The organism is Ruminococcus flavefaciens ND2009 (genome assembly GCF_000621785.1).
Taxonomy (GTDB): domain Bacteria; phylum Bacillota; class Clostridia; order Oscillospirales; family Ruminococcaceae; genus Ruminococcus; species Ruminococcus flavefaciens_C.
Genome location: NZ_KK211348.1, coordinates 7,494 through 25,163 on the forward strand (window position 1 = coordinate 7,494; position 17,670 = coordinate 25,163).

Here is a 17,670-nt window from a genome sequence, read left to right on the forward strand (position 1 = left end):
ACCTCGACTACGACGACAACTACAAATAAAACTACTACAACATCGACAACCTCCACTACGACGACAACTACAAATAAGCCTACAACAACATCAACAACCTCGACTACAACTACAACAACCACTACTACCACAAATAAAACTACCACAACATCAACAACTTCGACTACGACGACAACTACAAATAAGCCAACAACAACCTCGACTACAACAACCACTACTACAACAAATAAAACTACCACAACATCAACAACCTCGACTACGACGAAAACTACAAATAAAACTACTACAACATCAACAACCTCGACTACGACGACAACTACAAATAAAACTACCACAACATCAACAACCTCGACTACAACAACTACTACAAATAAAACTACTACAACATCAACCACCTCGACTACGACGACCACTACAAACAAGCCTGCCACAACATTGACCACTACTACCACTACAACGACCAAGGATAAAACTACAACAACTGTTACAGACATAAATGAAACCACTACGACTACTACATCACCGGCAACTCAAATTGATTACAACCTCGGAGATGTGGATGGTGATGGCAGGATCAACGCTGTTGACGCTTCAAGTGTTCTTGCATACTATGCCCGCATATCTACCAATAAGGAAGGCGGATACACCGAGGAGCAGAAGCTTGCTGCCGATGTAGACTCTGACGGCAGGATAAATGCAGTCGATGCATCAAATATACTTGCGTACTATGCCTATGTTTCGACTACAAGGGAAAATATCATGTCAATGAAGGAATATATGGATCAGAGAAAGAGGTCATAATCCTGCTGATACATAAACAGAGTATAAAACTGATACAGACAAATAAAAAAGCTGTGAGTTATTCTCACAGCTTTTTTCTGATATGTGGTTTTATTTGTTCGCTCATTTTGCACCGTGACCTGTAAAAAGCCTTTTTGTAAGCTCTGCGAAAAGCTTTATCATTCCCCTCAGGAATCTTATGGGAGTGAAGGGCGTCATATAGCCGTCATCAGGTGCATTACGCCTTCGTATCCTGCCCTCGAACAGCAGGTGCTCCGACAGCAGTTCGTCCATGTCCTTTATGGAATACTTCCAGAAGGGGCGCCTGAGTTCCGCGCAGCCGCTCAGCTCTATACATCTTGCGGTGAATGACATACAGTTTTCGGTGTGCGGTATGCGGAAGCCTCCGATAATCGGCATAGTCGCCATGGAGAAAAGGTTGAAGCGCATATCTCTGTCATTCATGCACTCCGCAATATAGGACAATACAGCTTCATAATGCTCCTTATCCACCGACAGGCGGAATATCTTTGCTCTGAAATCCTTATGCTTCCCGAAGGCGTAGTAATGGCGGTATTCATGTGTTATGCCCGATTCAAAGGGGAAGAAATGATACCTGCGCGAGAAGCTGATGAAATCGGTCATGGAGCGGTCAAGGCTTAATGCAATATGAGTGTAAGGGTAATGAGTTAGCCTGCGGGCGGCTGCTCCCAGTCCAGTGTGTGCCTTTATCAGCACGATATATATATCTTTCACTTGTCGAATTCCTTCAGTCTGCGGAAGAGTGTGAATGCCATTCTGAACATCTCATAGTACATAGGCACAAGACCTATGACCAGTAGTATATCTCCGCCCATAACACCGATACCGAAAATGCTGAACAGTGCCCTACGACCAAAGATCATGGCGATAATACAGAATACAGAGTAGGCGATATGAGCCTCTATGGGTCCGAGACGGGGAAACTGGAATTCGTTGTAGTATATGATGTAGTTCATCATGGTGACGTTCATAACGCCGTAGAGAGGTGCGGCAAATGCCGCAGGAGCAAGGTGGGCATAGGGCGAGAGACCGAATGCCAGCAGCAGAAAGGTGGAGATCATAACATCTGAGATGAGGTCGAAATAGGCTCCTGCTCTTGAGGACATTCCCCGTGATCTTGCCACATAGCCGTCAAGCACATCAGCGGTCATGTGTACGAACAGACCGAAGATAGTGCCTATCAGGAACCAGGGGGAGATATTTGAAAGGGCAGCGCATATAATGGCGAAGATACCGCCGAGAACACCTACCCCTGTCATCTGATTGGGAGTCATGTTTTTCGGGATATGCTTGCCCAGCAGCTTGTACATGAGCTGCTGATAGCCCGTCTCCAGCTTGCTGGGGATCAGCTTTTTTACGGGATTTTTATAGATCTCTGACATTTTTATCCTCCGAATCTGAACAGGTTCTTCACCATTGAGCTGATAAAGAATCTGTAGTCGATAAAATCGTAGATACCCTGTCTCCATGCACGCAGGAACAGGCGTATCAGCAGTATGTGATAGTGGAAATAGTATCTTCTCACGGACATTTTTGAAGGCTTTGCCACAACATGGAGATAGTCCCAGTGAGACGGGTCACGGGTAATGAGCCTTGCCCTGTATTCCCTGATAAGCTCCGTATCCATCTCGGGAGTGAATATGGATACAGCCGCGTGTTTAAGTTTGTTTCTGACCGTCCATTTCCATATGCTGCGGAAATCAGCGGCAGTGAAGTCAAGATCCACTATGAACATACCCATCATGTTCACACCCAGTGAGTTGAGGAGCTTAACGGCTTTCTCGTTTATCTCATTATTGCAGCGCTTGCTGTAGGAGGCAAGGTGTCTGTCGTCTGCGGCTTCAATGCCGGTGAGCACATAGTAAAGCCCTATATCAGCCAGCTTTTTCATAAGCCCGGGGTGAGCCGCAACAAAATCGGCTCTGCCGTAGCATACATAGCGCTTGCGGATATTCCTATCCTTTACCAGTGAAACGAACTTCTCAAGGCGCTTTTCGTCAAAGAGAAAATCATCGTCTATGATGTAGATGTTTTCGCAGCGTATCTCTGCTATCTCATCGACAACGTCGGCTATATCACGCTGAGCGTACACTCCGCAGTTCAGCCTGTTCCTGATACAGAAGCTGCATCTGTAGGGACAGCTGTAGGCGGTGCGCACATGAGCCGCAGGCAGCAGTTCAAGGTAGCGGTAGCGGTCCTGATGCTCATAGAAGTATGTACGGTCGGGACGCGGAAGAGTGCGTATATCGTGGGGAACAGCATTGTTCACGTTCCATCTGCCCTCCTTTTTATAGCAAAGGGAGCTGACAGAAGCAGGCTCCTTCCCGCCCAGCACATCAGCGATTAGCTGCGGACCGTAGCCGATGAATATGAAGTCTGTGTAGTCTTTGAAGAAGCGCTTATAGCAGCGCTGAGCGTGCTGACCGCCTATCATGGTAATTGCGCCGCTTTTCTTTGATGCACGGGCGTACTCCTTCATAAAGCTTTCCTGTCTTGTCCTGCCACAGATATATACCGCAGCGGGCTGAAGCTCATGCAGTTTACTGATAAAAGGCACCTTCTCCACCTGACCGTCCCAGATATGCGGCTCAAATCCTGCATTTTCAAGAGCAGTACAGATGTACTCCAGTTCAAGGGGCTCATTGTCGATTATGCCTGCAAAATTATACTTGGTGCGTGAGATCTCGGGGTGGACCAGCAGTACGGTATTGTTCTTCATCATACCACTCACCCCGCATTTTTCAGCTCATTATATGCGATCTTTCCCACAAGTGTTTTTGGAAGGGAATCGTAGAACAGTATCTCACGGGGGAGGGCATAGGCTGCAACTTCCTTTTTGAGCATAGTCATGAGCTCTGCCCTGAGCTTCTCCTCGTCGGCGCCTTCTGTGTGGACCACGCAGGCTCTGACCTTTTCGCCCCTCAGCTTATCGGGTACGCCTACCACAGCGCACATGACCACTTCACTGTGTGAGCTGATGACCTCCTCAAGGTTCTGGGGGTAGATGTTGTAGCCGCTTGATACTATCATTCTTTTCAGGCGCTGGCGGAAGTAAACATATCCGTTTTCTCCGATACAGCCGATGTCTCCCGTATGGAGCCATGTATATCCGTCGCTGTGCTTCCTGAGAGTCGCGGCTGTCTCTTCGGGTTCCTTGTAATATCCCTTCATTACCGTGGGACCGCGGAGTATTATCTCGCCTTCCTCGCCGTAAGGCAGCTCATTGCCGTCCTTGTCCATTACCTTGTAGAAGGTATCGGGGTAGGGAAGTCCCACGCTGTTAAGGTCGCTGTACCCATCGGGCATAAGGCAGCTTCCCGTAACACATTCCGTGAGACCGTAGCCCTCTCTCACCCTGACCTTGCAGCCGTGTTCTGCGAGCATGGCGTTGAGCTTCTTCTTGGTCGAGGGCGCAAGTGAATCTCCGCCCGAGACTATACACCTGAGGAAATCCAGCTTCTTGCCGTCAAAGCTTTTGTTGACAATCATAGCTTCGTATATGGCGGGAACTCCCGCGATAATATCGGGCTTGTAGCGGAAAAGCAGCTTATGGAACTCTGCTGCCGAGAACTTGGGCTGAAGGACTGCCGTGCCTCCCAGCACCATCATGGTGTGTATGCAGACGCCGAGACCGAAGCCGTGAAAAACAGGCATAACGGACAGCATCTTCATACCCGCCTTTAGTCCGCCGCAAGCCTCTATGCTCTGGAGAGCAAGAGCGTTGAAGTTCAGATTTGTGAGCATTATGCCCTTGGGACGGCCTGTGGTGCCGCCGCTGTAGAGGATAGCTGCCGTATCGTCGGGAGCGCTGTGGTGTACCTCTGCGGTAACGCCTTTGCCACCGCCGATGAAGCTGTTCCAGTCGCGGATACTGCTCTTCGGCGGCTTTTTCTTGCTGGTGAGCGCATAGCCTGCCTTTATATGGAGAGGCATACTTTCGCTGACGCTGACTTTAACGGCGCTGAGCCCTTCACACTGCTCCATGACCCTTTCGATCTTGTCGCTGATAAGGTCAACTGCGAATATGATACGGCTCTCGGTCAGCTTTACAAAGCGGACTATCTCATTCTCGGCGGACATGGGGTGTATCATATTTGCAACGGCGCCTGTCATGCTGACAGCATAGAACAGGTAGACAGCCTCGGGAGTATTGGGCATACATACAGATACCGAATCTCCGCTCTTTACGCCTGCCGCTTTCAGTGCAGCAGCACATTTCCGTATCTCTGCCATAAATCTCTGATAGGAGATCTTCTTTCCGAAGTAGTTGATAGCGCAGTACCCGGGGTACTTCTCCGCCGTTTTTTCCACAAGCTCATATATAGTGCATTCAGGATACTCAAGATGTCTTTTCATATTTTTTCCCAGCTTTCATAAGAGGTAAAGTGTTTATGCTTCAGCTCGTCCTCAGACATAGCCTTTCTGAGAAGACCGGCTATCTCATCATACAGTCTTCTGTTGGTATCCCCGGGACTTCCGCCTGCTTCCAGCGGTCTGCCGAATATCACGGTAAGTCTGTGCTTCGGGAAAAGCGAGTAATCACCTGCGATGGCATAGGGGACTATTGGAGCTCCTGTGCGCGCCGACATGACTGCCGCCCCGAATTTGAAGGGCAGGAGCAGCTCTTTGGTGTAGTTGCGCTTTGCCTCGGGGGATACATTCACAAGCTCTCCCTTTTCCAGAGCAGCCACCGCAGCCTCAAGGGCGGCAGGATTGTGCTTCGCATGGAGGTCCACGGGAATGGTCCCTGCACTTCTGAAAAGGAAGCCGAACCTTGAATCATGAAGGTCTTTTTTGGCAAGGGCCCTGACGACGCGTTTGGTTGAAATATCTATAAGGATCGGATCAAAAGCGTGTTTATGGTTCCCTGCGATGACGGCGGGACCGTCGGAGGGGATATTCTCCCTGCCTATGATAACAGGTCTGTACATGAGCCTGAACACAGGTCCGAGGATAAAACGTGCTGTCTTGTAAAAAGTATACATTCTCTTACTCCTTGCATCTTCTGAATTGCCATTAACAATTATATTACGGTTTCACGGCGTTGTCAATGATCCGTCCGCAGAAGCCCGGGCTGAAGCTGTCGTAACTATATATTACCGCAAAATGCGGCTGATTTACAGATGATAGCTGTAACATTTCCGGTGACAAATGTAACGATCTCAGTGACATTTGTAACTTTATTTTACTTTGAGCAGCCGTGCCCGAAGAGCAGGATCGACGGTATGAAGGCGATCATCTCTTTTAAGTCACTCAGCCTCCGAGTTAAATACCGCAAGAAATGGCAGGCGAAATATATTTATTGACTTGACTATTGAGGTGAAATATGGTAAAATGACACATATATAATTTATTGATATGCTCAAAAATCACTGATAATTATCGTCATTTTTGGGAATGATTTGTCGGATTGACCTGATATAGGTATAAAACGGCATTATGATCAGACGGATATTTCCGAAGCTCCCTTTCGCAGGGGGACAGGATATGCAATACAAGCTTTATCGGGAGGTAAGCGCATGGACAACGAATATTACTACAATCAGGCACGTAATCGCTATTACGACGCCTGTTCGGGAATAAACAGCTGCGAGAACCGTGTCAATGACCTTGCACGGGAAAAAAATCAGGTGCTTGCGGACCTCAACGACCTTAACGCTCAGCTTCGCAGGCATCAAAGGGCTTCATTCGAGCTGGAGGGACTTGTCCTGTGTGAGGACGATCTGACAGACAGCCTCAGTACCGTGGCAAACGATATGGAGGATGCTACCGATAATTTCCGCGGTATGGCAGCGGCGTCAGATACGCCCTCGGTAAACCTTAACATCGTTTTCAGCGACGAGATGACCAGGACAAGGAGCACTCTCACTGCCTCAATGAATGAGTTCAGGTCACAGAAGACCAATGTGGACAACAGGATAACCCAGCTTGAGGGGGCTATCAGGGACGCAGAGCGCAGGATAGTCGATCTGGAGCAGGCGATCCGCATAACCAACTCTGAGGCTGACTCATGGCGCAGCACAAAGTACAATGCCTCTCTTGATATGGAGTATTACAGGCGCAGAATGGACGAGGAAGACTGAGCCTGAAAGAATACGGGAATTATTTTTCAACATGATATAAAGTCCTGCGGCAATGACCGCAGATGATCAAAAAGTAAAAAAGGGGTGAGCGATATGGCAACGATAGCTTTATATTCGGGCAAGGCGAACATGATGCCGTGGATCCTGAGAGACCTGAAATCATCGGTCAGGGATTACAGAGACGACGTCGAAGACCTTGGACGCCGTGCAGCTGCCATAGACAGCGGTATATGTGACCTTTCTCAGGTCATTGATTCACTGAGATCCTCCTCGGATACTCAGGAGGCAAAGGCGGATCTTCTCAGCGAGGCTGCTGACATGACGGAGCAGTTCCTCGATGATGTCGAGGAAATAGACGAGGACGCCGCCGAAGCCATAACCGACAGCAAGAATGATTTTTACGATACATACGAATACCTCAGACCGGAGTGTGAAAAGGAAAAGACATTCTGGGACAAGGTGGGCGACGGACTCAAGAAGGTGGGCGAATGGTGCAAGGATCACTGGAAAGCCATCGCCACGGTAATTCTGGTCGCAGTTGCCATCGTTGTGATCGTTGTCAGCGGCGGAACGGCTCTGGGACCTCTGGCAGCTCTGGCTGTAACTCTTGCGAAGGGAGTGCTGATAGGCACCGTCGTGGGAGGATTAATGGGAGGCATAGTCGGCGCCGTGTCGCCTAACAGTACCTTCTGGGAGGGACTTGAGAACGGCGCCTTCGGCGGAGCTCTCGGCGGTCTCATCACAGGCGGTCTCGGAAGCGCAGTATCTGCGATCTCCGGCGTAGCTGAGCTGTCACTGGTACAGACCATGCTGGTAAGCGGCGCAGGCGACACCATCACCTCGATACTTACAAATCTGGGTGACCAATTCATCAAGGGAGACAATATCTCCATCGGACAATATATTTCCGACGCACTGTTCTCCTTCGGAACAGGTGTGCTCTTCGCAGGTCTTGGCGATTATCTCGGCAAGCACATACCGCCTCTCAAGATCAACGGTCTCAACAAGGGCAGAGGCAGCTGGAAGTTTGATTGGATGTACGGAAAGGCAAATGTTGGAAGGAGCGGAAATCCCATTACCATAAGGACGATACTGAAGGGCATGGGAGCCGACTTCATAGACGGCGTGATCGACCACGGAATAGAGCTGCTGAAGGGCGCAACAGGCGAGGGCTATGACGCCTACAAGGACGCAGTCTCAGCATAAAATGAACAGATATGAATGATAAGATCACGGTAAGATACGGCGCAGGGGACCTTGCAGTGCCACTGCTCATACTTGCCTTCTTTGCGGCACTGAACGTGTTCACGCTCATATTCACCAATATGAAGGCGCTTTCAATACTCGTGCTGGTACTGCTGGCGGCTTATGCAGCCGCAGTCATCTGCCCCACGGTACTGTTCTTTCTCAGGGCAGAGGGCGACAGGTTTTATTCGTCATCAAGAACAGGCAGGAAATACGATTTCAGACTAAGCGATATAAAGAGCATTACCTGCACCGAGCGCAGGAACTATAAGTACGGAGTCAAATACTTTGTGGAGATAAGAACGGCTGACGGCAGCGTGATCCTCCACCACAGCATGAAGGGCTTCGGCGAACTTGCTGCTTTTCTCCTGGAAAAGCACAGCTCAGGGGAGCTCAGCTCCTCGGTGCTCTCAAAAAAGTGCAGAGAATATCTTGAACAGTATGCCTCTCAGTCAAAGTGAGAGGATCCGCTGAACTTCACAGCAGACCGGTGTCATATACGGAAAACTGATATAAAACAGCTTATAATGACATAAATGGATATTTTAAACCGAAAGGAGTCGAATAAATGACATCAAATCAGGAAAGAGCCCGGCAGCTCATGGCGGATTCACGCTTTGCATTCATGAACGGCCAGTACCGCGAGGCTCTCAATTTAGCAAAGGAAGCAATACAGCTGGCTTCAAAGGAGGCTGACGCCTACCAGTGCGCAGGAAACGCCTGTATGTCGCTGGAGGACTATGATAATGCCATCGACTACTATAAAAAAGCACTGAAGCTTGAGCCAAATAACGGCAACAGATACTTCAATCTGGGCTATGCCTATGCCTCCGCAGAGAAGGCGGGAGAGTCCGTCAAGAACCTTGCCAAGGCTGAGGAACTGGGATGCACTCCCGAAAATACGGTACAGCTCTATAACCTTCTCGGTATCATCTGCTTCGATATAGGCAGATACAACGACGCTCTGGTGAACCTGAGCAAGGCTGAGGCGATAATCGGCATTGATATGGACATAATGCGCCGCAAGGCTATTATCTACGGCATGAAGAATGACGTCAGAAAGGGACTTGAGGTCTGCAATCAGATGAAGCTCATAGCTCCCTCGGAATACACAGGTTATCAGTACGCCTTCAGACTGCTCTGTCAGGCGGGAAGGCTTGAGGCAGCAAAGCGTGAGCTTAGCATAGCCGCAAGATACGCTGCTCCCTCCATGGATTACTATATGGACTGCGTTTCCTTAGAGCTTAGGACCTACGAGCAGGACAAGGACAATGAGCACATGAAGAAGTCTCTGGCACTTCTCGTGAAGGCTCTTGATACTCTCAGACCTTCCGTGAAGGAGGTCGCTGAGACATACATAAGCGCCGCGGAGCTCTGGCTCCAGCTGGAGGACGCTGACAGGACGATTGAGTGCCTGAATGCGGCGCTGAACCCCGTATCCTCATTCAACCATGGATTTGAGATAGTCCCCAAGGACTACAGCGAGATCAGACTCACGGAATACGACGTTGAGGAAATGATCGAGAACGACAGGATACGCATCGAAAACGAGCTGGGTGAATACGGCCTTGAGGAGCTGGCTGACAGCATCGACCCCGATGAGGAGGGCAGCAGAGACTTCCTTACCGTCATCGGCAGCGAAGAGGAGGCTCCCGAGGAGGAGTACAAGCTGGACGGAAACAGCAGCTATGAGCTCACTCCCGACAACACAGACCAGGTCAACAGGCTCTATGTGGGAGCATATACCCTTAAAAGTGACTTTGCGAAGGTCATTGACTATGCACGGAAATTACAGAGCAGCGAAAGCGCTCATAACAGATATATCGGAATCTACAGCGAGGCAAATGCCTGCATGAAGCTTGGCACCGAGGACTATAAGCAGAAGTATGAGGAGACTATAAAGTTCTTCAGAAATGCTATGATCAAGGATCCAAGCGATATTACCGCTGTGACGTTCCGTATACAGTGCTGTACCGATATAGGGGAGTACGGGGAGGCAGAGCAGCTTTGTAATTTGCTTACACCTGAAATAAGAAAGAGCTTCCTTGAAAAGGTAAAGGAAGCGAAAGGCGGAGGTGAGTAATTATTGGGCCTGGATCAGGATATAAAACTGGACAGTGCGGCTTTTGAAAAGGCGGCTTCAGATATGGCTGCACTTAAAAAAAGGGCGGAAGATCTCAGAGACAAGCTGAAACAGATGTATAAGGACATCACGGAAGCTCTTGATACTCCCGCAGGACACGCTATCGAGATCACGGCAGAAGATATGCTCCTGAAGCCCGTCGAAGACCTTATCCTCGTTATCGGACAGATGTCCGCTACCCTTGATGAGATAGTCAAGACGCCGTATTATCAGAGTGTATTCGACAAGTATGATGAGCTTGTACAAAGCATCAAATTTAATTAACAGGAGGAAACAATTATGCCAATGGGAAGTACGGGTACAGTTAATATCACACCCGAAATGATCAGTGCTGCACTGAGTGCAGTAGAGGAGTATGAGTCGACCACAAACTCTCTTTACACAAGACTGGACGGAGTGGTAAGCAGTCTTATCCCCGGAAGCTTCAGCGGAAGCGCTGCACAGGGATTCCAGACATTCTACACAAACAAGATAGAGCCTGCAACAGGTCAGGCTGTAAAGGATATTATCGAACTGCTCAGAAATATCCTTAACGGTATTAACGACGCTATCCCGAAGGACGGCGACGGCCTTGATGACCAGCTCGGTTCACAGAACAGCAGCGATGGTAACTAAAAAGGGAGGTAATTGAAAATGGCAGGTTGCAGAATCGTAAATGAATCAGTTGTAAGTGCAGTTCAGGAGATGAACAATATCTCACAGGCTTATCAGCAGGCAGGTGAAACTCTTATCAGTGCGCTCACAAGTGCTATCGCTGATATGGAGGGCGAGGCTAAGGACGCTTTCCAGGCACTTATCGACGGCGACATCAGGACCTTTGTGGAAGAGAGCCTTCCCGAGGCTGTCAAGGGTATGTCCGACCTTCTCGAGCAGAACAGACAGCAGTTCGAGAGCATGGACGCTCAGTTAGGAGCAAGCATCAGCGGCTAAGTTTTCCGTATGTGCAGTCCCGTACCATATACGGATAACGGGGCTGCACTTATTACGTTTTCGGAGGTATAACATGGCTTTCAGGATACTGAGTGAAGAAGAAAAGCTTTTCATGACACAGGAGCAGCTTGATATATACGAAAGGGAACTTAAGCTCTATAAGGAGCGTCTTGCCTTTGTTGAAAAGGTGGAACAGATAGAAAAAGCGGACATAAAGAAGTTCACTCCCTCTCTCCGTCCCATCAGCGTCATAAGCTCTCCCAGACTTGTACCCTTTGAAAATAAGGGAACAGGCAGGATAGAACTTAAAAAGGCCCCGGTAAAGACGCCCGATATGTCAGTTTATGCAGCAAAAAGGATCTCGGAGAATGACATCTCTGCTTTCATAAACTCATCAGCCTCTGTGAGAGCCCGCACAGGCATCAGCAGAGAGCTCATGGACAGTATATCAGGCAAAGCAGCTTCCGCCGCAGTACCACTCAAAAAAAATATCAGTATTTCAAAGACAGCAGCCCCCTCATTCAGGCAGAGAGGCTTTGAGAGCCCTGCCGCTGACATGAGAGTACAGCTGGCAAAAAAGCCTTTGGCAGACTTCGACATCAGGAGCTTCAGTGCCCCTGAAAGGAAGTCTCCCGAGCTGAGAAAGACAGGCCTGGCTGCCATGACGGCAAGAGAATTCGCAAAGCCGGAGTTCTCGGCAGTGAAGCTGGATATGCCGCCAAAGGCAGGAGTATTGTCCGCAGCCTTTACAGCTCCCGAAAGGCAGCAGGTAAGGCTGAACGTGCCCGCAAAGGCAGCAGTTCCCTCAGCGGAATTCAGGCTGGCAGCCCTCAGTGCTCCCAGGGTGGAGCGCCGCCCGGTCAAGAAGTTCGAGGCAAAGCACTTTGCAATGCCCTCACTGAGCCGTCCGCAGCTCAAGGCAGTATCTGCGGCAGTACCTAAGCTCCATAGCTTTGAGGCTCAGCAGGTAAAGGCGGAGGTGAAGCGCCCCGAGACTATGCCCGCGCTAAAGCTTGCAGACTTCCGCAAGCCCGAGGTAAGCGCAAAGGTGAACGTAAAGGCTGTCCCGAAGATAAAGCACACAGAGTTCGGTATGCCCGAGATAAAGGCTCCGAAGCTCAGTAAACCCGATCGTCCCGAGGTAAAGGCGGGAAGCTTTAATGCTCCCGAAATGCCCGAGATAAGGCTCAGCGTGAACGTAAGCCCTGTGAAGCCTAAGTTCAGCGTAAAGTCAATGCCCGAGGCAAAGGCTGAGATAAGAAAGCCTCAGGTCATAGACAGCAGCAAGCTGGATCTCAGCAGGCTCAACTTCATGGCAGGACGTGAAAAAAAGGACCTTTCTGCCCTGGAGAAGGATATAATCTCAAAGACGGAGAAGATAAGGTCGCTGGACACAGACAGTATCCGTGACAATATCCTTTCCGCATTCAAAAATGATGTCAAAGGAACAGAAGTATGAAAAACAATGAGATAATGATCTCCGCAAGGTTTGAATTCGGTGACGGCAACAGCAGAGAGCTCTCTTTCCTCGTGCTGAAGGACATAACCCTCAAGGCCTTTCTGGAATCATTATACTACGGACTGAAAAAGACTCAGGGGCTGGAGAAGTGCTTTCAGCTCTTCGAGAGTTACATAAAGACCCGCAAGGAGATACAGGTGCTCTATACCGCAAAGGGAAAGCACAGTGTCATCGACCTCAACGACAGGGTGGGGAAGGGCGATGAGCAGAAGAGGATATACGATTTGGGTATAGACTCTCTGGGCTTCGTCACCTCAAGCTGTATCCTCATAACCATGGACAGGACTGTCAGGGCTGACGGTCTTTTCGGCGATGAGGAAAGCAGCTATATCCTCAGGGAGAACGACTCTCTTGAATACAATATCAGTACCCGAAGGCTCAATGTTATAGAATCCTCTGTCATAGATATAATCCCCCCTAACGAGATGCCCACAAAGGACAAGTCGTCCATACTTGACGTCATTATCCCTACGGTGCTCTCTACGGGAGGTATGGTGGGTGCACGCTTCCTCATTATGAAGTTCGCAAAGGGCTCGGCAGCCATGGGAAATACCATGCTCCTTATGTCGGCAGCAATGGGTATCGTCTCACTGGTGACCACCCTCTACAACTACCTGAAGAAGCGCAGCGAATACAAGAAGAGCATTGCGGAGTGGAAGGAGAACTACGAGAACTACATCTCCCGTATAATCCACACCATCAAAGAGTGGCAGGAGAGCGACATCGTATATCTCAACAGCGTATACCCCTCAATGGACAAGCTCTTCCACAACACTGCCGAGATAAACGGCATGATATTCGCACGCTCACAGAACGATAACGACTTCATGAAAATATCTCTCGGAACCTCCGACGAGGTAAAGCCCCTGTTCGAGATAAAGTCCGAGAAGACGGACAATATCTACTATGACATCTACTACAAGATGAAGAAGGACAGCGACGGCATCGACATTTTCCTGCCCTCTGCTAAGAAGAACAGAAAGCTGAAGAAGATGTCTCCCGAGGAGATAGTGGAGCAGGACAGGAACAAGTTCCTTCTCACCGACCTTGCCTACAACTTCGCCAACAAGGGCGTTGACAACAAGAACGGCGGCGAGGTCATAGGCTTCAACTACCTCAGGAGCGATACGGGCAGAAAGCCACCCCTCCTCATAGACCTGAAGGACTGCGGCGCTCTGGGCGTTATTTCCGACAATGCCGAGACCTCTCACAGCTTCATTCAGCATGTGGTATTTGAGCTGGCTTACTACCATTCTCCCGAGGACCTTCAGTTCGTGTTCTTCTTCGACAAGGAGAGCGACCCGGAGAAGCAGAACGAGGTGCTCAGGAACTACAAGTACCTGCCTCACACCAATGAGCTTTTCGATGGTATTTCCCAGTTCGTCTTTGACAAGGAGAGCTCGGGCGTGGTTTTCGGACAGCTCCTCAGCCTCATGAACGAGCGCAGCCGCAGCAACGCTGACAGCGACGAGTCGGCTCCCGAGCCTTCCAAGCTTACACAGGTGGTATGTGTGGTTTTCTATGACTATGACATCAAGGAGACAGGCTTCTCAAAGTTCCTCCCCGAAGTTCCTAAGGAGGGCGAGCCCTATGTGAACTCACTGGGACTTACCTTCATATTCATACAGTCCGTAAAGGACAAGCTGCCCAAATACTGCGGCAACATCATCAATATCGACCATGACAACGAGGGCGAGAGAAAGGTCAGCCTGCGCTACAACGTGCTGAGCCGTGAGACCCTCAACGTCCTCAGCGAGGACAAGAACGACCGCAACAAGGTCAAGGATACCGATAACCTTATCGAGTACAAATACTTCAGCAACAAGTTCATTTTCGGTCCCGACAGCTACGATGACAGGTTCGCCCTGGCATACAAGCAGCTCAGCGCTATCTACTACACCCGTATCGCCGAAAACGGCAAGGTGCCTTCAATGGTAACACTGTTCGAGCTCTATGGCTTCAACTCCGAGAAGGTGGAGAACGGCGATGTGAAGGACAGCATCAGAGAGAGCTGGCAGAACGTGGACAGAAATGACGTCACCAGGAACCTGAGAGTGCCCATCGGCAAGAACGAGCACGGCGCAATGTGCCTTGATCTCTACGAAAAGGCAGACGGTCCCCATATGCTGGTTGCGGGAACTACAGGCTCCGGTAAGTCAGAGACTATCATCACCTACCTCATAGGTCTGTGCATGAAGTATTCACCTATGGATCTGAATCTCATGCTTGTGGACATGAAGGGCGGCGGCTTCTCCGACCGTCTGGGCGGGCTCCCTCACTGTGTGGGCGTAGTCACCGATACCGCAGGCGAGGACGAGGGTACATCGGCAGCATATATGCTCAAGCGCTTCCTTGAGACCCTCAACGCGGAGATAAAGAAGCGTAAGCTCCTGCTCTCAAGCTTCGGCGTCGATACTGCCGATGCTTATATAAGAGCCCTCCGTATCATGAGAAAGATAAAGGCTCTGGAGAATGACCCCGAGCACAGCGGAGAGGCTGAGAGCCTCATGAAGAAGCTCAACGACAAGCAGAAGGAAATGCTGAAAAAGGACGTTTCCGAGCTGCCCTCACTGTCACACCTTGTGCTGGTAGTAGACGAGTTCACAGAGCTGAAGCGTTTCTCCAGCGAGAGCGACGACGTTGACTTTATTGCCGAGATAACAACTATCGCCCGTGTAGGACGTACACTGGGCTTCCATATCATACTTGTATCACAGAATATCGAGGGCGCTATCACAGACGATATACGTGTAAACTCCAAGGCGAGGATATGTCTGAAGGTAGCCACAAAGCAGGCTTCAAAGGAAATGCTGGGAAGCCCTGCTGCTGCGGCTCCCACCATGCCCCTGAACGGCCGTGCTTACCTGCTGGTAGGTACGGGAAGCAGGTTCGAGTACTTCCAGTCCGCCTATACGGGCGCCAACAAGAACCTGAACATCGAGCCTGCGGTAAACGTTACCCAGGTGCCCAATTCGGGACGCTTCAACAAGGATTTCTACTCGTCCAAGAAGGACAATATCATCGAGAAGAAAAAGAGCGCCAACGTCAGCGAGCATGATACCCAGCTGGCATTCATCGTAAATACTATCATCGACATCGGAAAGAATATGGAGAAGCCCAGGCAGATCTTCCTGCCGCCGCTTCCCAGCGTCATCATGGACAGCTCTGAATGGGAGGGAACTGAGTGAGCAGGAAGAAAATAGTTTGCACTCTTGGCAAATTCGATATACCCATAATACAGCTCCAGCCCGACTTCAATGTAGACCTTCTGGACTCAAACATCATGGTCTTCGGAGCCTCCATGAGCGGCAAGACCACCTTCCTCAAGACCCTTGTGAACATACTCCACAAGCGTATGAACGAGAAGGAGGAAAGGATATTCATTCTGGACTTCGGCGGCGCTCTCTCGGACTACCGCGATATGCCGCTTGTGTCGGCGTACTTCGACAACTCCAACGAGGAGTACGTCAAGAGAGTGTTCAAGATAATGGACAATATCCTCAAGGAGAACATAAAGCTTCTGGGCGGCATGAACTACCGCGAGGTTGCAGAGGGACAGCCCGTCCATACCACATTCATCATCGACAATCTCAACGCCTTTACCGAGGAGTCCCGCTATACAGCCTATCAGGAGAAGCTGGCAAAGTTGTGCAGAGACGGTCTCTCAAAGGGCATAACCGTAGTTGTCACCGCAGGCGATACAAAGGGGCTTAACTCCTACATGGCAAGCTTCCGCCAGAAGATAGCCTTTGAGATGCCTGCCGACAAGTACCTTGACATATTCAATGACAAGGCAGGCTCCGTGGGCAACAACCCCGGACACGGCTTTGCCAATGTTACCGTCAAGCCCGAGGGCATCACAGGTACATTCAAGATGAACCTGCCCTATGAGGTGCAGTGCTTCAAGGCACAGACCTCCGCAGACCCCGACGGCAAAAATGTCACATTCGCTCAGGGAATGGCAAAGAAATATGACTTCGACAGTGAGGCGGGAGAGTACAGAAAACACGTAAGACGCTATCTGACCTTCCCCAAGGAGCTTACCCGTGAGGAGTACGAAAAGCTGGCACAGAAGCCATCTTCCGAAACAGAGCGTATCTGTCCCGTCAGCGTTGGACTTGACTATGTTGACTTCTGCCCCGTGACCATTGACCTTGCAAGGACAGGCACCGTGGCGATATACGGCAAGAAGGAGTTCGGCAAGACCAATCTCCTCAGTCTTCTCCTTGAGGGACTTGCGCAGCAGAAAAAGGACCTGAGAATGGTTTTCTTCGACGACGGACGAAATCAGCTCAAGCCCCTTTACGATAAATACAGCAGTCAGTGCGGCTGTGTGCTCATAAACGGCTTTGAAAAGCGGGACCTTCCCATGAAGGACGGAAGCGTCGTTCAGGACAAGAAGCTCTCGCCCATACAGCAGTTCTATCTCTATCTCAACGAGAATTACATCGAGCTGGACAAGAGGTTCCTGGCAGGCATTTACGGAGTCAGCGACGCTCTCAGGAAGGAATATGAGAATATCCCCGACTGCGCCGCCGAGGAGACGCCCTTCACTGTATTCATCATACAGAGCAAGCTGGTCTATCTTAATACCCCCGAGGGAAAGAGGTTCATCAACTCCATTCTTCCTCAGCTTACGGCTGTGGCAGAGGAGAGAGGCTTCCTGTTCATATTCTCCGACGTTCAGAAGATAAGCGACGGCGAGCAGAATTCCTTCTTCAACAACAATATCTCCTATGCCTTCCTCCTGGACAATATTGCAGAGTTCGCAGGGGAGAGAGGTCAGAAGACCGTCTTCGGAAACATGGACGTGAAGACGCTCAAGGAGGACTATGCAAGATGTGAGCTGGGCGACGGCTACAGCTATGATATAGAGGCTGACAGACTGGTCAAGCTCAAATTCATAAAGTACGGAAAGGATGATTGAT

16 protein-coding genes are annotated in these 17,670 nt (G+C 49.9%); 11 read left to right on the forward strand and 5 right to left on the reverse strand.

The genetic code is table 11. The annotated features are described in order from the left end of the window. On the forward strand, window positions 1-801 hold an 801-nt coding region (locus T488_RS20175; protein WP_242838348.1), incomplete at its 5' end, for a dockerin type I domain-containing protein. Window positions 802-903: 102 nt separating this feature from the next. Here T488_RS20175 and T488_RS0112930 read toward each other — a convergent pair. The 5 genes from T488_RS0112930 to T488_RS0112950 are packed head-to-tail and all read right to left on the reverse strand — an operon-like array spanning window position 904 to window position 5,807. Continuing rightward, the gene (locus tag T488_RS0112930) at window positions 904-1,536 is read right to left on the reverse strand and encodes a hypothetical protein (protein WP_028521157.1); all 633 of its coding nucleotides are present in this window, start codon (window positions 1,534-1,536) and stop codon (window positions 904-906) included. Next, a complete protein-coding gene (locus T488_RS0112935; protein WP_028521158.1) occupies window positions 1,533-2,204 on the reverse strand; it encodes a CDP-alcohol phosphatidyltransferase family protein in 672 nt (223 codons plus the stop codon). The genes T488_RS0112930 and T488_RS0112935 overlap by 4 nt, the downstream gene beginning before the upstream one ends. Before the next feature lie 2 nt (window positions 2,205-2,206). Further along, window positions 2,207-3,544, reverse strand: a complete 1,338-nt coding sequence (locus T488_RS0112940) for a B12-binding domain-containing radical SAM protein (RefSeq protein WP_028521159.1) — start codon at window positions 3,542-3,544, stop codon at window positions 2,207-2,209. Between the two features lie 5 nt (window positions 3,545-3,549). After that, a complete protein-coding gene (locus T488_RS0112945; RefSeq protein WP_028521160.1) occupies window positions 3,550-5,178 on the reverse strand; it encodes a class I adenylate-forming enzyme family protein in 1,629 nt (542 codons plus the stop codon). After that, window positions 5,175-5,807: a lysophospholipid acyltransferase family protein gene (locus T488_RS0112950; protein ID WP_028521161.1), complete on the reverse strand. Its 633-nt coding sequence runs from the start codon at window positions 5,805-5,807 to the stop codon at window positions 5,175-5,177. Before T488_RS0112950 ends, T488_RS0112945 begins: the two co-directional genes overlap by 4 nt. A 534-nt stretch (window positions 5,808-6,341) precedes the next feature. Here T488_RS0112950 and T488_RS0112955 point away from each other — a divergent pair. From T488_RS0112955 to T488_RS0113000, 10 genes are all read left to right on the forward strand, one after another. Continuing rightward, entirely contained in the window at window positions 6,342-6,905 is a 564-nt protein-coding gene (locus T488_RS0112955; RefSeq protein ID WP_028521162.1) for a hypothetical protein, read from the forward strand. 93 nt (window positions 6,906-6,998) lie between these two features. Beyond that, entirely contained in the window at window positions 6,999-8,111 is a 1,113-nt protein-coding gene (locus T488_RS18975) for a hypothetical protein (RefSeq protein ID WP_028521163.1), read from the forward strand. Window positions 8,112-8,122: 11 nt separating this feature from the next. After that, window positions 8,123-8,611 carry a hypothetical protein gene (locus T488_RS0112965; RefSeq protein ID WP_028521164.1) on the forward strand — a complete coding sequence of 163 codons (489 nt, stop codon included), beginning with the start codon at window positions 8,123-8,125 and terminating at the stop codon, window positions 8,609-8,611. Window positions 8,612-8,718: 107 nt separating this feature from the next. Beyond that, window positions 8,719-10,233: a tetratricopeptide repeat protein gene (locus T488_RS0112970; protein WP_028521165.1), complete on the forward strand. Its 1,515-nt coding sequence runs from the start codon at window positions 8,719-8,721 to the stop codon at window positions 10,231-10,233. A gap of 3 nt (window positions 10,234-10,236) precedes the next feature. Further along, the gene (locus T488_RS0112975; protein ID WP_028521166.1) at window positions 10,237-10,557 is read left to right on the forward strand and encodes a hypothetical protein; all 321 of its coding nucleotides are present in this window, start codon (window positions 10,237-10,239) and stop codon (window positions 10,555-10,557) included. 15 nt (window positions 10,558-10,572) lie between these two features. Continuing rightward, window positions 10,573-10,908, forward strand: a complete 336-nt coding sequence (locus T488_RS0112980) for a WXG100 family type VII secretion target (RefSeq protein WP_028521167.1) — start codon at window positions 10,573-10,575, stop codon at window positions 10,906-10,908. Window positions 10,909-10,926: 18 nt separating this feature from the next. After that, window positions 10,927-11,223, forward strand: coding sequence for a hypothetical protein (locus T488_RS0112985; RefSeq protein WP_028521168.1), 297 nt, complete (start codon window positions 10,927-10,929; stop codon window positions 11,221-11,223). 73 nt (window positions 11,224-11,296) lie between these two features. Next, complete coding sequence (locus T488_RS0112990) at window positions 11,297-12,682, forward strand: hypothetical protein (protein WP_028521169.1); 1,386 nt, start codon at window positions 11,297-11,299, stop codon at window positions 12,680-12,682. Then, window positions 12,679-15,930 (forward strand): FtsK/SpoIIIE domain-containing protein, encoded by a 3,252-nt coding sequence (locus T488_RS0112995; protein ID WP_028521170.1) that lies wholly within the window; start codon window positions 12,679-12,681, stop codon window positions 15,928-15,930. Before T488_RS0112990 ends, T488_RS0112995 begins: the two co-directional genes overlap by 4 nt. Continuing rightward, a complete protein-coding gene (locus T488_RS0113000; RefSeq protein WP_028521171.1) occupies window positions 15,927-17,669 on the forward strand; it encodes an FtsK/SpoIIIE domain-containing protein in 1,743 nt (580 codons plus the stop codon). Before T488_RS0112995 ends, T488_RS0113000 begins: the two co-directional genes overlap by 4 nt. Window position 17,670: the final 1 nt, after the last annotated feature.

Coding starts and splice junctions, on each gene's coding strand:
- T488_RS0112935 (WP_028521158.1), bottom strand. CDS start 2,204: ATGTCAGAGATCTATAAAAATCCCGTAAAAAAGCTGATCCCCAGCAAG.
- T488_RS0112940 (WP_028521159.1), bottom strand. CDS start 3,544: ATGATGAAGAACAATACCGTACTGCTGGTCCACCCCGAGATCTCACGC.
- T488_RS0112945 (WP_028521160.1), bottom strand. CDS start 5,178: ATGAAAAGACATCTTGAGTATCCTGAATGCACTATATATGAGCTTGTG.
- T488_RS0112950 (WP_028521161.1), bottom strand. CDS start 5,807: ATGTATACTTTTTACAAGACAGCACGTTTTATCCTCGGACCTGTGTTC.
- T488_RS0112955 (WP_028521162.1), top strand. CDS start 6,342: ATGGACAACGAATATTACTACAATCAGGCACGTAATCGCTATTACGAC.
- T488_RS18975 (WP_028521163.1), top strand. CDS start 6,999: ATGGCAACGATAGCTTTATATTCGGGCAAGGCGAACATGATGCCGTGG.
- T488_RS0112965 (WP_028521164.1), top strand. CDS start 8,123: ATGAATGATAAGATCACGGTAAGATACGGCGCAGGGGACCTTGCAGTG.
- T488_RS0112970 (WP_028521165.1), top strand. CDS start 8,719: ATGACATCAAATCAGGAAAGAGCCCGGCAGCTCATGGCGGATTCACGC.
- T488_RS0112980 (WP_028521167.1), top strand. CDS start 10,573: ATGCCAATGGGAAGTACGGGTACAGTTAATATCACACCCGAAATGATC.
- T488_RS0112985 (WP_028521168.1), top strand. CDS start 10,927: ATGGCAGGTTGCAGAATCGTAAATGAATCAGTTGTAAGTGCAGTTCAG.
- T488_RS0112990 (WP_028521169.1), top strand. CDS start 11,297: ATGGCTTTCAGGATACTGAGTGAAGAAGAAAAGCTTTTCATGACACAG.
- T488_RS0112995 (WP_028521170.1), top strand. CDS start 12,679: ATGAAAAACAATGAGATAATGATCTCCGCAAGGTTTGAATTCGGTGAC.